The organism is Blattabacterium sp. (Blattella germanica) str. Bge (assembly GCF_000022605.2).
Classification (GTDB): domain Bacteria; phylum Bacteroidota; class Bacteroidia; order Flavobacteriales; family Blattabacteriaceae; genus Blattabacterium.
Window position 1 is genome coordinate 324,217 of record NC_013454.1, and the last position, 14,104, is coordinate 338,320.

Consider the following 14,104-nt stretch of genomic DNA (forward strand, 5'->3'; position numbering starts at 1 on the left):
TATAATTCTACTATGAAAAAATCAAATAAATATACAGTAACGGCTGCTTTACCTTATGCAAATGGACCGATCCACATAGGTCATTTAGCAGGAGTTTATTTTCCTGCAGATGTTTTTGTTCGTTATCTAAGACGAAAAAACAAAGATGTTATTTTTATATGCGGATCGGATGAACATGGAGTTCCTATTGCGATGCAAGCTAAAAGAGAAAAAAAAACACCTCAAGAAATAGTAAATAAGTATCATCACATGATTCAAGATTGTTTCACGAATTTTGGTATACAATTTGACAACTATTCCAGAACTTCTACAGAAATTCATTACGAAATTTCTACTTCTTTTTTCAAAAAACTTCATGAAAAAGAAAAAATTTTTGAAAAAGAGTCTGAACAATATTATGATGAAGAAGCTAAACAATTTTTAGCGGATAGGTATATATCCGGTCAATGTCCCCATTGTAAAAAAGAGGAAGCTTATGGAGATCAATGCGAAAATTGTGGAAGTTCATTAATTCCTGAAGATTTGATACATCCAAAATCTACCATAAGTGGCAGTTTTCCAGTTTTTAAAAAGACCAAACATTGGTATTTTCCTCTGAATGAATATCAAAAATTCTTGGAAAAATGGATTTTAATTAATCATCAAACAGATTGGAAAGTGAATGTATATGGACAAGCAAAATCTTGGTTAGATCAAGGATTAAAACCTCGTGCTATAACAAGAGATTTAAATTGGGGTGTTCCTGTTCCAATTTTGCAAGAAAAAGGAAAAGTATTGTATGTTTGGTTTGAAGCTCCTATTGGATATATATCGTCTACTATAGAATGGTCTAAACGAAAAAAGATAGATTGGAAACCTTATTGGAAAGATAAAAAAACTAAATTAATTCAGTTTATAGGAAAAGATAATATTGTTTTTCACTGCATTATTTTTCCAGTTATACTTAAAGCATATGATGGTGGATATATATTACCGGATAAAATATTAGCTAATGAATTTCTTCATTTAGAAAATAAAAAGATATCTACTTCTAAAAATTGGGCCGTATGGGGGCATGAATATCTAGAAGATTTTCCAAATCAACAGGATACACTTCGTTATATACTCATTGCTAATATGCCAGAAAAAAAAGACAATAATTTTAATTGGAAAGATTTTCAAAGAAAAAATAATACCGAATTGGTTGCTATATTAGGAAATTTCGTGAATAGAAGTCTAACTTTGGTTAAAAAGTATAATAATGGCATTGTTCCTAATCCAGGAATTTTATCTATAGAAGATAAAAAAATTTTAAAAAAAATCAAGAATTATCCAGAATCTATAGGTGATTTTATTGAATCCTATAAATTCAGAGAAGCCTTGGCATGTTTTATGAATTTAGCTAAACTTGGAAACAAGTATTTAACAGAAGAAGAACCTTGGAAAAAGGAAGAAAAAAAACGTGTAGAAACCATTCTGTATGTTTCTTTGCAAATTGTTGGAATGTTAGCTCAATTAGCAGAACCCTTTCTTCCACATACTGCAAAAAAATTGTTAGATATGCTTCGTTTGAAAACTTTTTTTTGGAATCAAATCAAAGAAAAAATTTTATGTCCAGGACATTTATTGGGAAATCCCACTTTTTTATTTGAAAAAGTCACGAATGAAAGTATTGAAAAGCAATTAAAAAAATTAGAAAAAATACGAAATACGAGGTAAAATAAAATTCTAGTAAATTTTATATTTTGACTGTTTTTGCGGAGAGAGAGGGATTCGAACCCCCGGAGGCATAAACCTCAACGGTTTTCAAGACCGCCGCAATTAACCACTCTGCCATCTCTCCATTTACATGTTGGGGATTTCCACTATGTTTCTAAGAAGGTCTTGCATAGTTTCTCTTTTTCTTATAAGAAAATCTTTTCCTTGAAAAATGAAAACTTCAGCAGGTCTATAACGAGAATTATAATTAGAAGACATAGAAAAACAGTAGGCTCCCGCATTTTTCATGCATAAAATGTCACCTTCACGTATTTCTTGAATTTTTCTATTCAAACCGAAGGTATCCGATTCACAAATATATCCTACTACGGTATAAAAGCGAAAACGACCGTTTGGATTAGAAATATTTTCAATACAGTGATAGGCATTATAAAACATAGGACGAAGGAAATGATTAAAGCCTGAGTCTACTCCAGCAAAAACAGTAGAAGTTGTGTGTTTTATAACATTTACATGAACTAAAAAATATCCCGATTCACTAACTAAAAATTTACCTGGTTCAAAAATAAGAGCAATTTGACTTCCGTAACTTTGACAAAAATTTTTAAATTTTTCAGTGATAGAATGACTTAAAGAAGTTAAATTCGTTTTGATATCATTTTTTTTATATGGAACTTTAAAACCACTTCCAAAATCAATATAATCAAGATTTGGAAAATCTATAGCTGTTTGAAACAATATTTTTGCCCCTTCTAAAAAAGATTTGATATCTGATATATCAGATCCTGTATGCATATGAAATCCTTCTATTTTGAGTCCTGTATTTTTTAATATTCTTTTCATATGAGGAATTTGATAATAAGAAATTCCAAATTTAGAATCAATATGTCCTACTGAAATTTTTGAATTTCCTCCTGCCATAATATGCGGATTGATTCTTATCCCTATAGAATAATTTGGATAATATTCTCCAAATTGTTCTAAAATGGATAGATTATCTAGGTTTATCCTAACTCCAAAATCAACGGCTTTTTTGATTTCTTGAATAGAAACACAATTTGGTGTGAATATAATTTTTTTAGGATGAAAACCAGCTTTTAATCCTAGTTCTACTTCCTGGATAGAAACGGTATCTAATCCACTTCCTAATTGTTGTAAAAATTTTAATATATTCAGATTAGTATTAGCTTTACAAGCATAATTAATTATGAAATTTTTGATTTTACCGAAAGCATTTTTCATCTTTATATATTGTTTTTTGATTTTGCAAGAATCGTATATATAAAGTGGAGTTCCATATTTTTTCGCTAGTTGAATTAAGTGCTCTCTATGAACTGTAGAACTCATATTTTTAAATTCATTCATCATATTTTCATGTTGAAAAATGTTTTTTTACAATAAAGCTAAATGAATCACATCATTCATATTTCTAACATAATCAAAGGTTAATCCTTTTAAATGTTCTGATTTAATTTCCTCTACATCTTTTTTATTATCCTGTGAAAGTATAATTTCTTTAATATTAGCTCGTTTAGCCGCTAAAATTTTTTCTTTAATTCCACCTACAGGAAGTACCTTTCCTCTTAGAGTTATTTCTCCTGTCATAGCTAAATGAGGTTTTAATTTTCTTTTCGTAAAACTTGACACTAGAGAGGTTAACATTGTGATCCCTGCAGATGGACCATCTTTAGGAACTGCTCCTTCAGGAACATGAACATGTACATTTTTTTCTTCCAACATTATAGGATCTATGTTAAATTCTTTATAATTAGCTTTAATATACTGCAAAGCAATCGTTGCAGATTCTTTCATGATTTCTCCTAAATTACCAGTAATACTTAAATTTCCTTTTCCCTTAGATAAACTGGATTCAATATACAAAATATCTCCACCAAAATTAGTCCAAGCTAAACCTGTTACCACTCCTGGAACATTATTTTCTTCATAACGATCTGGATCGTTTGGGATTCCAAGAATATTTTCTATTTTTTCAATATTGAAATGTTTCACATATTTTTTATTCATAGCAATATGCTTGGCCACATAACGTGCTAATTTTGCAATATGCTTTTCCAGAGTTCTTAATCCAGATTCTCTGGTATAACTTTCAATCACTTTTTCTATTTGTTTCGTACCAAGTATTAAATCTGATTTTTTTAAACCGTTGTCTTTTAATTGTTTAGGAAGTATATGTTTCTTAACAATTTGTGTTTTTTCTTCTACTGTATATCCATTCATTTCTATGACCTCCATCCTATCTATAAGAGCTGGTTGTATATGGGTTAGTGAATTTGCTGTAGCAATAAACAAGACTTTTGATAAATCATAACCCATTTCCAGAAAATTGTCGTAAAACGAAGTATTTTGTTCAGGATCTAAAACTTCCAACATGGCGGAAGAAGGATCTCCATTTGTCCCTAAACCCATTTTATCTATCTCGTCTATCACAAAAACAGGATTGGAAGTTCCTACTTTTCGTATAGATTGCAAAAGACGACCTGGCATGGCCCCTATATAAGTCCTTCTGTGTCCACGAATTTCAGATTCATCATGCAAACCACCTAAAGAAATACGTACGTATTTTCTTTTCAATGCTGTGGCTATAGATCTTCCTAAGGAAGTTTTTCCAACTCCAGGGGGACCGTAAAAGCATAGAATAGGAGAACGCATGTCTCCTCTTAATTTTAAAACAGCTAAATATTCTATAATACGTTCTTTGACTTTTTCCAGACCATAGTGATCTCTGTCTAATATTTTTTGTGCATATTCTAAATCAAAACTATCTTTTGAATATCTTCCCCAAGGAAGGTCAATCATTAATTCTAGATAATTTCTCTGAACTGTGTATTCAGGCATTTGAGGATTAATTCTTTGCATTTTTAGCAATTCTCTTTCAAACTGTTTTTTTGCTTCTTTTGGCCATTTTTTTCTGGACGCTTTAGCTCGCATTTCATCAATTTCTTTTTCATAAGAAATATCTCCTAATTCTTCTTGTATAGCTTTAATTTGCTGATGCAAAAAATATTCTCTTTGTTGCTGATCCATGTCACTACGAACACGAGATTGAATATCATTTTTTAATTTAATTTGTTGATGTTCTACGTTGAGAAAACGCAACGTTTCCATTGCTCTTTTTTTTAAATCATCGTATTCCAACAATTTTTGTTTATCTCTAGTAGCTAAATTCATATTAGCTGCAACGAAGTTGATTAAAAAAGAAGGACTTTCTATATTACGAATGGCAATACTTGCTTCTGATGGAATATTGGGGTTATCCTGAATGATTTTTATAGCAATTTCCTTTATAGATTCTACCAAAGCAAGGTATTCTTTATCTTTGCAGGAAGGTTTATTTTCTTCTAAAGCTATAATTTCTGCTTTAAAGTAGGGATCATTTTGAATAAAACGATTGACTTTGAATCTTCTTTTTCCCTGCAAAATCACAGTGGTATTTCCATCAGGCATTTTTAATAATTTCAATATTTTAGCAACCGTTCCAATAGAATATAAATCTTTTTCACTGAGATTTTCTATACCAGAATTTTTTTGTGTTAATACTCCAACCGTTTTATCAAATCCATAAGCATCTTGTAATAATTGAATGGATCCACTTTTTCCTGCTATGATTGGAAAAACAATTCCGGAATACAAAACCATATTTCTAACTGTTAATATACATAATTGTTCAGGAATATCGTCTTTAAGAAGCTGATCCTCTTCATCTTGACTCATTAAGGGTATAAACTCAGCTTCAGACTCGAATCCAGATTCTGTAAATATATTTTTTAGTAACATAAAAAAATAGATTTCTTACTTAAATGATGCATTAATTCTGTGATGCATGAATTCATATAAGAATCATCACCACTTAATAACTTAAGAATTAAATATACTGTTTTCTATATGAAAAACAAAACCATCTATACTGACTATTTCTCTTTTAAAACAATCGTTTAAAATTTGATTTATTTCTCTTTTTTTGCTTTTTTAAGCATATCTAGAAAAAGATTTTCTGTTAAAATTTGTACATGATTTTTTTTCATACTTTTTTTGAATTTGGAACCGAAATTTTTTCCAATTACTATGAAATTGATTTGATTGTTTACAGTATTATAGACTTTTCCACCTAGATTTTCTACCATATTTTGAGCTTTATGACGGGTCATACAAGATAATTTTCCTGTAAATACAAAAGATTTTCCTTCAAGAGAAGATAATTTTTTAGAACATTTCGAAAAATGTAATCCGTATTTTATTAGCATTTGAACCGCATGTCTATTTTCATAAATTGAAAAATAAGTGATAATGCTTTCTGTAATTTTTTTTCCTATGCCTGAAATAGAAATTAAATGATCATAATTTGCATGCATTAAAGAATTGATATCCAAAAATTGTTTGGTTAATTTTTTAGAAATATCTTCTCCTACATGACGAATCCCTAAGGCATATAAGACTCTGGAAAAGGGATTCTCTTTAGATTTTTTTATGTTGTTTATAATACTATCTGCCAATTTTTCTTTGACTCCATCTATTTGAAGAAGTTCTTCTTTTTTCAATTCATATAAATTATAAAAACTATATAAAAAACCTTTTTTGTATAGTTTTTTTATCATTTCATTTCCAATTTTTTGAATATTCATAGCTTTTACGCTCACAAAATGTCTTATTTTTTCTATTCTTTGAGAAAAACAATTTTGATTGGTACAGTAAAATAATTCATTATTTTTTGTTAAAACGCTATTGCATGATGGACATTTCTTTAAAAAAAAGACAGGAAATGCTTGACTAGATCTTTTTTTTATATTGATTCTTGTTACTTTTGGAATAATATTTCCACCTTTTTCTAACAAAAGGGTATCTCCATGATAAATTCCCATTTTTTGTATGAAACTGTCATTATAAAGAGCTACTCTTTTGATTATTGTTCCAGAAATCAAGATAGGAACGACATTGGCTACAGGTGTAACGATTCCAGTCCGTCCGACTTGGAAGGTCAGGCTTAATAGTTTGGTTTCAGACAATTTTTGTCTAAATTTATAAGCTATGGCCCATCGTGGATATTTGTTGGTGAATCCTAAAAGGGATTGTTTTTGATATTCATTGACTTTAATAACTATGCCATCGATTTGGTAGGGAAGTTTATCTTTCCATAGATTCCAAAAGTCTATGAAATGAAATACTTCTTCCATGTTTTTACAAAAACGAGCTGTTTCTGGAATTTGAAAACCCCAATTTTTAATGTGTTTTAGAGATTCATATTGTGTGTCGAAAGGCAAATTTTTTCCTACAACATGAAATGCTATACAAAACAAGTTTCTTTGACGTACTTTTTTACGATCCTGAATTTTCAGGGTTCCACTAGCCGTATTTCTTGGATTGGCATAAGGAGTTTTTCCACTTTTTATACGTTTTTTATTGATTTCTATAAAATTTTTTGTGGTAAGAAAAACTTCTCCCCGTATTTCAAGATACGCAGGATAATTATTTCCTCTTAATTTTAAAGGAACGTGTTTTATAGTTTTTATATTTTCTGTGACATCTTCTCCTTTTTCTCCATTTCCACGAGTTCCCGCATTTGTTAAAAATCCGTTTTTATAAATTAAATTAATAGATACTCCATCATATTTGAGTTCACACACAAAGGAAAAAGTATGAATAGATTTACTGATTTTTTTTTTCCAAATTATTAATTCTTTTTTAGAATAGGTCTTTTGAAGAGAGTACATTTTGTATTTATGATAAAAAACTGTAGAGGGTTCATGAATTTCTGCTCCTATTTTTATTGTGGGGGAAGTCGGGTCATAAAATTCAGGATATTTTTTTTCTAAAAAAAACAATTCTTCTAATTTTTTATCAAAATGAAAGTCGGAGATATCGGAAGTGTCAAAATTATAATATTGATAATTATATTTTGACAACTCTTTTCTGAGTTGGGATATTTTTTCTTTTATTTTTTTTTTGGATCCATGTAATTTTTTATCAATTTTTCTTGTAGGCGTAATATACTGCACGAATCATTCTGAAAAAACCTTGAAAATCTCTTCTGATTTCTATATTTAGAAATCCGATTTTTTTCAAAAAATCAATAATATCTAAATAAATAAATTGGTTTATTTCAAAATAAACATAAACAACTCCAGTCAATTTTTTTTGGATCCAAAAAGAAATTTTTTTATAAAAAATCAAAGGATCCTCATCAGGAACAAATAAAGCTTGAAAAGGTTCGTATTGAATAATATTTGGATGTAATAATTTTTTTTCAGAAAGACGAACATAAGGAGGATTACTCACAATTATGCTAACAGAATTTTTGTTCATTTTTGGGATAAAAATCGAATCTTTCAAGATATCCACCTTTTTAAATGAAATTTCTACATTATGTAATTCTGCATTTTTACGGGCTATATCAAGAGTTTCTTGATAAGAATCTATTGCATAAACGTGTTCCATTTCAGGTTTTTTCTTTTTTAAGGCAATACTAATGCATCCACTTCCTGTTCCAATATCAAATATTTGAACTTTACTCGTATTTTTATTTTTGTTATCCTGTAGAATCCAATATACAAGTTCTTCCGTTTCTGGTCTTGGAATGAATACTTTTTCATTAACTATGAATTCCATGCCAAAAAAATAGGCCTTTCCAATGACATATTGAATGGGTCTATTTTTTTTTAATTCCCATAATTTTTCGATTAATTTTTCGTAAATCAAAAAATTGATTTTTTCTTTTCTACTTAATTGTAATAGTATAGTTGTTTTATCACATCGAAAAATATGAGTCATAAGTAAAAAAAAGATATTTTCTACCTCTTTAGGTTCTGTATATAAATCTTGAAGAGTTTTTTGAAATAAATGATAAAATTTGTCAAAAGATCTCATAATTTGAAGGAAATTGAAATGATGTAAAAAAATACTTATTTTTATATTTATTTTTCTGTGTCATGATGTTAGATGATGATACCATTGTAGCTTTAGCAACTCCAATTGGTTCCAGTGCAATCTCTGTTATTCGTCTTTCTGGAAAAACTTCCATATCTACTGTTGAAAATATTTTTCTTCCTATTAAACCTGGAAAAAAACTGAAAAATCAATCTACACATACGATTCATTTAGGGTATCTTATAGAAGAAAATAAGAATTTATTGGATCAAGTATTAATTTCTATCTTTAAATCTCCTTTTTCTTATACAGGAGAAAATATGATAGAGATCTCTTGTCATGGATCTTACTATATTCAACAACAGATTTTACAATTGCTAATTAGAAAAGGGATCCGTTTAGCCCGTCCTGGAGAATTTACATTTCGTGCTTTTCTAAATAAAAAAGTAGATTTATCACAAGCTGAAGCTGTAGCTGATTTAATTTCATCTGAAAATAAAGCGTATCATGAAATTTCTTTACAACAGATCAAAGGAAGATTATCTAATCTCATTAAGGATTTAAGAATCAAATTATTGGATTTTGCATCTTTACTAGAACTTGAATTGGATTTTTCTGAAGAGAATGTGATTTTTGCCAATCGATCAGAACTTTTTTCCTTTTTACAAGAATTAAAAGAAACTTTAAAAGATTTAATTGAATCTTTTTCCTTAGGAAATTCTATAAAAAAAGGAGTTTATGTAGTCATTATTGGAGAACCTAATGTGGGAAAATCTACTTTTTTCAATCAGGTGATTCAAGAAGACCGTTCTATTGTATCCCATATAAAAGGGACGACTCGAGATTGTATAGAAGGAAAAATCATTTTAAATGGAATTCTTTTTCATTTTTATGATACAGCAGGAATTAGAAAAACTATAGATCCCATCGAAGTGATGGGAGTTGAAAAAACCATGAAAAAAATGGATGAGTCTCAAATGATATTATATATTTTTGATTCTTCATCTTCAGAAAAAAAAAAACAGAAAAGAATTGTTCGTGAGATTCAAAAAATTCAAAAAAAGTATCCATTAAAAGATATTTTTGCAATAGCAAATAAGTCAGATCTATCCTATTTTCAGGATTTTTATAATATAAAATCAAAGGTTTCTTATTTTTTTGAAATTTCTGCAAGAAATCGTCACGAAGTAAAAAAAGTACTAGATACTTTGAGTAATTTATTTTTTGAAAGATTCAAAGAAAAAAAAATAGTTGTTACACAAAGCAGACATTATGAAGCTTTGAAACTTTCATTAAGAGAGGTTTTATTAGCCGATGAAGCTTTAAAAAAAGGACTTTCAGAAGATTTAGTATCTATCTATATTAAAGAAGCATTGCGTTATTTAGGAGAGATAACGGGAGAAGTCACAAGTGAGGAGATCCTAAAAAATATTTTTTCCAAATTTTGCATTGGTAAATAAAATTCATATATGTCTCAAAATTTTGTAAGAGTTCGTTTTGCCCCTAGTCCAACAGGCCCACTTCATTTAGGTGGAATCAGAACAGCATTATACAATTATCTTTTTGCTAAAAGACATGGCGGTACATTTATTCTTAGAATAGAAGATACTGATCAAAAAAGATTTGTATCTAATTCGGAATCGTATATTCTTGAAACATTAAAATGGTGTCGGATAGAACCTGATGAAGGAGTCGGAGTAGGCGGTCCTTATTCCCCTTATTATCAATCCAAAAGATGTAATATTTATCGTTTTTATATCAATCAATTGTTAGAAAAAGGGGATGCTTATTATGCTTTCGATACAGATATAGATATTGATAAAAAAAGGAAGGAATATAGCGAGAGGGGGTTCACTTTTTCTTATAATAACAGAGTTCGAATGGATATGGACAATTCTTTAACTATGACGAAAGAACAATTACATGATAAGTTACAATCTTGTTCTTCCTATGTCATTCGATTTAAAGTCAAACCTGGAGAAAAATTGAAGATGCATGATCTCATACGTGGGGAGATCATAATAGACTCAGATCATTTAGATGATAAGATATTGTTAAAATCAGATGGAGTAGCTACTTATCATTTAGCTAATACTATAGACGATCATCTAATGAAAATCACCCATGTTTTAAGAGGAGAAGAATGGCTTTCATCTATGTCCTTGCATATATTATTATATAGGTCTTTTGGGTGGACTCCTCCTCTGTTTGCACATTTACCTTTGATTTTAAGAAAAGATGGAAAAGGAAAAATCAGCAAAAGAAATGCATCTAGCTTAGATTATCCTATATTTCCTATTCAATGGAAAGTTCCAGATACTCAAATCATCATTCCAGGATATAGAGAATTAGGTTATTTTCCAGAAGCATTTGTGAATATGTTAGCATTATTAGGATGGAATCCTGGAGTCAAAAATGAAATTTTTTCTTTACAAGAATTAGTAAATTTTTTTTCTTTGGAAAGAATCAACAAATCTGGTGTTTTTTTTGATCTCAAGAAAGCGAATTGGTTCAATAAAAAATATTTGAATAAAAAAAAGAAGAAGTGTTTTCATTTCTTTGCGAAGAACTCAAAAAAACGTTTTATTCAATGTAAAAAAGATTATTTATGGAAAATTATCCATTTAACGATTGATAGAATTCATTTTATTCATGAAATATGGGAACATTCTTTTTATTTTTTTATTTCTCCTAGTTCTTATGAAGCTAATTTTTTCAATAAAATCTGTCATAAAAAATCCATACTTCAATTAGAAGATACAAAAATTTTGTTATCGAATGTAAATCCATTTACGTCTATCAATTTGAAATCTTTGTTTACAGAGTCTCAAAAAGAAAAACAGAAAATCATGCAATTATTTCGTTTGGCCTTAGTCGGAATTTTAAAAGGAATTGATATTTTCATGATTTTTGAAATGCTAGGAAAAGAAGAAAGCATACAACGCATAGAAAAATTAATAAATCAAATCAAAGAAAAAATTTAGAATGTTTTTTTTTGAAAAAAGAACATAAAAATATAGATTTACATTTTGGTAAAAAAATTTAATGCTTAAACATTATGAAAATATCATGATAATCACTCCTATATTATCTGATGATCAAGCAAAAGAAACAGCAAAAGAATATGAAAATTATCTTATCCAAAAAAAAGGAAAGATAGTTTATCAGGAACATTGGGGATTAAAAAAACTAGCTTATCCTATTCAAAAAAAACAAAGTGGTTGTTATCATTTATTTGAATTTTTGTTGAACCCTAATTTAGTTTCTGATTTAGAATTAAAATTAAGACAAGATGAACATATTTTACGTTTTTTAACTATAAAACTAAATAAATATGGAATAGAATATGCAGAAAGGAGAAGAAAAAAATTATTCAAAAAAGATGAAGAATTATGATATTAGAGGAAACCCATCAACATACAAAACAACAGGTAGGAGATAGTGATTTAAGATACTTGTCTCCTATTAAAATAGAAACCAAAGTAGAAAAAAAATATTGTTATTTCGAACAAAGAAATATCAAATATATAGATTATAAAGATCCTATATTTTTAATTAAATTTCTAAATGCACAAGGAAAAATATTGCCACGTCGTATCACAGGAACTTTACAAAAAAATCAAAACAAATTAAATGCGGCGATCAAGAGATGTAGGCAAATTGGGCTGTTGCCTTTTGTAACAGATGATTTAAGATAAAAAATGAAAATTCTTCTAAAAAAAGACGTAGAAAATTTGGGGTTTCAATACGATGAATTAGATGTTAAACCTGGTTATGCTAGAAATTATTTGATTCCTAAGGGATATGCTGTTTTAGCATTACCTGGAATTATCAAAAATACTCGTGAAATATTGATGCAACGTTCTAAAAAAGAAAATTTTTTAATTGAAAAATCAAAAGAAATAGAAGATAAGTTAAGAAAATTAACTATTAAAATTCCAGCTAAAGTGGGAAAAGGAGGAAAACTTTTTGGTTCTATCAATAATCAAGAACTTATGAAAATTTTGAATAAAGAAGGAATTTCTATAGATAAAAAATTTATTAGAATCCCTGGAAATAAAATCATTAAAACAATCGGAAAACATCAGGCAAGTATACGCTTGCATAGAAAACACGAGTTTACATTAAATTTTGAAGTATTAGCTTATTAAAGTAAAACGTCATATAATAAAAATAAATTTAGGAATATAACTATGATAGTGATAAACCAAGCTGATATTTTTAAAATAGGTCCATTTGCAAATGTTCCCATTTTTTCAGAATCTCCTGTGAAAGAAACCAATGGAACAATAGCGAAACTTAATTGTATAGATAAAATTATTTGACTAATTATTAATAATTCAGCTGTTCCTTTTTCTCCATAAACAATAGAAACAATCATAGCTGGAACAATAGCTATCAGTCTTGTTATTAATCTTCTTATCCAAGGTTTTAATCTTATACTCAGAAATCCTTCCATGACTATTTGTCCAGCTAAAGTTCCAGTGAGGGTGGAATTTTGTCCTGATGCTAGCAAAGCTAATGCAAAAAAAATTCCAGCTAAGCTAGAACCAAGTATAGGAGTTAAAAGTTTGTGTGCATGCATGATATCTGCTACTTCTGTATGTCCAGCTTTGTGAAAAGTGGCTGCAGATATAATAAGTATGGCCGCATTGATAAAAAAAGCTAAGGATAAAGAGAAGGTGCTATCTATGGTTGCATATTTTATAGCCATTTTTTTTCCTTCCGTAGTGCGGGGGTAATCTCTAGTTTGTATGATGCTTGAGTGAAGATAAAGATTGTGAGGCATTACGGTAGCTCCTAATATTCCGATAGATATATAAAGAGAATGTGAATTTTTAATTATTTCTGGATCAGGAATAATGCCTTTTAAAATAGAAAAAATTTCCGGTTTTGAACTAATAATTTCAAAACTAAAACAAACTAAAATTGTAAATATTAAGGCGGCTACCACACTTTCAATGTATCTAAAACCTTTATATTGAAAAAATAAAATGATTAAAACATCAATAGCTGTAATCAATACACCCCATGGAATAGGAATGCAAAAAAGGAGTTTTAAGGCTAACACAGAACCAATAATTTCAGCTAAGTCACAAGCCGCAATGGCTATTTCACATAAGAACCATAATATAAAACTAATAAAAGGGGGATAATGATCTCTGCAAGCTTGTGCTAAATCTCTCTCACAAACAATTCCTAATTTTAAAGCTAAATGTTGTAAAATAATGGCGAAAAAATTGGATATAAAAATAACGGATAAAAGCATATAACCAAATTTTGCCCCTCCAGCAATATCTGTAGCCCAATTTCCTGGATCCATATACCCGACAGCGATCAATAGGCCTGGCCCAGTAAAAGCAAAAAGTTTTTTCCATATTCCTTTTTGTTGAGGAACAGAAACGGAAGAAAAAACTTCCGAAAGGGAAGGAGACTTGTTCTCATTCCTCCATCCTGTAGAAGATTTTTTTTTGGCATAATAGTAGAACATGAAAATATAAAGTTAACCGTTTTAATCTTTTCGTTT

General features: G+C 29.0%; 11 protein-coding genes and 1 tRNA gene. 6 read left to right on the forward strand and 6 right to left on the reverse strand.

What is annotated here, in order from left to right:
* The first annotated feature begins 12 nt into the window (after positions 1-12).
* A complete protein-coding gene (gene metG, locus BLBBGE_RS01615) occupies positions 13-1,698 on the forward strand; it encodes a methionine--tRNA ligase (RefSeq protein ID WP_012840856.1) in 1,686 nt (561 codons plus the stop codon).
* A 39-nt stretch (positions 1,699-1,737) separates the two neighbouring features.
* On the opposite strand, the gene BLBBGE_RS01620 is transcribed toward metG, so the two are convergent.
* From BLBBGE_RS01620 to BLBBGE_RS01640, 5 genes are all read right to left on the reverse strand, one after another.
* Positions 1,738-1,822: transfer RNA gene (locus BLBBGE_RS01620), tRNA-Ser, on the reverse strand.
* Positions 1,823-1,824: 2 nt separating this feature from the next.
* Positions 1,825-3,063 carry a diaminopimelate decarboxylase gene (gene lysA / locus BLBBGE_RS01625; protein ID WP_012840857.1) on the reverse strand — a complete coding sequence of 413 codons (1,239 nt, stop codon included), beginning with the start codon at positions 3,061-3,063 and terminating at the stop codon, positions 1,825-1,827.
* A gap of 27 nt (positions 3,064-3,090) precedes the next feature.
* Entirely contained in the window at positions 3,091-5,493 is a 2,403-nt protein-coding gene (gene lon / locus BLBBGE_RS01630; RefSeq protein WP_012840858.1) for an endopeptidase La, read from the reverse strand.
* Positions 5,494-5,663: 170 nt separating this feature from the next.
* Positions 5,664-7,709, reverse strand: coding sequence for an NAD-dependent DNA ligase LigA (gene ligA / locus BLBBGE_RS01635; RefSeq protein ID WP_012840859.1), 2,046 nt, complete (start codon positions 7,707-7,709; stop codon positions 5,664-5,666).
* Positions 7,678-8,577 (reverse strand): HemK/PrmC family methyltransferase, encoded by a 900-nt coding sequence (locus tag BLBBGE_RS01640; RefSeq protein WP_012840860.1) that lies wholly within the window; start codon positions 8,575-8,577, stop codon positions 7,678-7,680. The genes ligA and BLBBGE_RS01640 overlap by 32 nt, the downstream gene beginning before the upstream one ends.
* A 65-nt stretch (positions 8,578-8,642) precedes the next feature.
* Here BLBBGE_RS01640 and mnmE point away from each other — a divergent pair, with 65 nt between their 5' ends.
* The 5 genes from mnmE to rplI all read left to right on the forward strand — a co-directional run bounded on the left by mnmE (position 8,643) and on the right by rplI (position 12,728).
* On the forward strand, positions 8,643-10,037 hold the full coding sequence (gene mnmE, locus BLBBGE_RS01645; RefSeq protein WP_012840861.1) for a tRNA uridine-5-carboxymethylaminomethyl(34) synthesis GTPase MnmE: 1,395 nt from the start codon (positions 8,643-8,645) through the stop codon (positions 10,035-10,037).
* 9 nt (positions 10,038-10,046) lie between these two features.
* On the forward strand, positions 10,047-11,561 hold the full coding sequence (gene gltX / locus BLBBGE_RS01650; RefSeq protein ID WP_012840862.1) for a glutamate--tRNA ligase: 1,515 nt from the start codon (positions 10,047-10,049) through the stop codon (positions 11,559-11,561).
* 61 nt (positions 11,562-11,622) lie between these two features.
* On the forward strand, positions 11,623-11,973 hold the full coding sequence (gene rpsF / locus BLBBGE_RS01655; protein ID WP_012840863.1) for a 30S ribosomal protein S6: 351 nt from the start codon (positions 11,623-11,625) through the stop codon (positions 11,971-11,973).
* Positions 11,970-12,275 (forward strand): 30S ribosomal protein S18, encoded by a 306-nt coding sequence (gene rpsR / locus BLBBGE_RS01660; RefSeq protein ID WP_012840864.1) that lies wholly within the window; start codon positions 11,970-11,972, stop codon positions 12,273-12,275. The genes rpsF and rpsR overlap by 4 nt, the downstream gene beginning before the upstream one ends.
* 3 nt (positions 12,276-12,278) lie before the next feature.
* Entirely contained in the window at positions 12,279-12,728 is a 450-nt protein-coding gene (rplI, locus tag BLBBGE_RS01665) for a 50S ribosomal protein L9 (RefSeq protein WP_012840865.1), read from the forward strand.
* Here the strand turns inward: rplI and BLBBGE_RS01670 are convergent.
* Positions 12,725-14,068 (reverse strand): Nramp family divalent metal transporter, encoded by a 1,344-nt coding sequence (locus tag BLBBGE_RS01670; protein WP_012840866.1) that lies wholly within the window; start codon positions 14,066-14,068, stop codon positions 12,725-12,727. The two genes, rplI and BLBBGE_RS01670, sit on opposite strands and share 4 nt — an antisense overlap.
* Positions 14,069-14,104 lie beyond the last annotated feature (36 nt).